The organism is Cyclobacterium qasimii M12-11B (assembly GCF_000427295.1).
GTDB lineage: Bacteria > Bacteroidota > Bacteroidia > Cytophagales > Cyclobacteriaceae > Cyclobacterium > Cyclobacterium qasimii.
The window spans coordinates 1-506 of record NZ_ATNM01000050.1; the positions used below are offsets into that span (position 1 = coordinate 1).

The window sequence follows — 506 nt, forward strand, 5'->3', positions numbered from 1 at the left end:
GTACACGTTGTCGCGCACACTCAGATCTTCGACAAAGCCTCCCGTGATTTCGATGAGCGGGGCCACACCCTGAATGACTTGCACGTCGCCCTCGTCGGCAAGCATGACTTCGGCAACAAGCTTGAGAAGCGTCGACTTGCCTTGGCCGTTTCGCCCAACAACGCCGATTGCTTCGCCGGCGGTCACATCAAAGTTCACATGGCGAAGTGCCCAAAACTCATCGGAACGAGCTCGACGTTTGCGACCGGCAAACAGGTCTTTGAAGTTACGGCGTGATCGTCGATTGAGTCGAAAGCGGATGCCGGCATCCCGTACCTGAATCACAAAATTGTCGGCCACTAGATCTCCTTCAGCACGGCACGTTCGGTGCGCACGAAGACGAGGATGCCGATGGCAACCAGGATGAAGCTCATGAGCGCCGCAATGAGTACCGCGTACCAGTCAAGCTGGTCGGGAAAGAATGCTGCCCGGTAAAGCGAGAAGATTCCGGCGAGCGGGTTGAACGC

Annotated in this window: 1 protein-coding gene; it reads right to left on the reverse strand. The window is 56.9% G+C overall.

Annotation, left to right across the window (positions count from 1 at the left end; all coding sequences use genetic code 11):
* Positions 1-339 (reverse strand): ATP-binding cassette domain-containing protein (locus ADICYQ_RS31115; protein WP_040414586.1); only part of this gene is annotated, 339 nt, incomplete at its 3' end.
* Between the last annotated feature and the right edge of the window lie 167 nt (positions 340-506).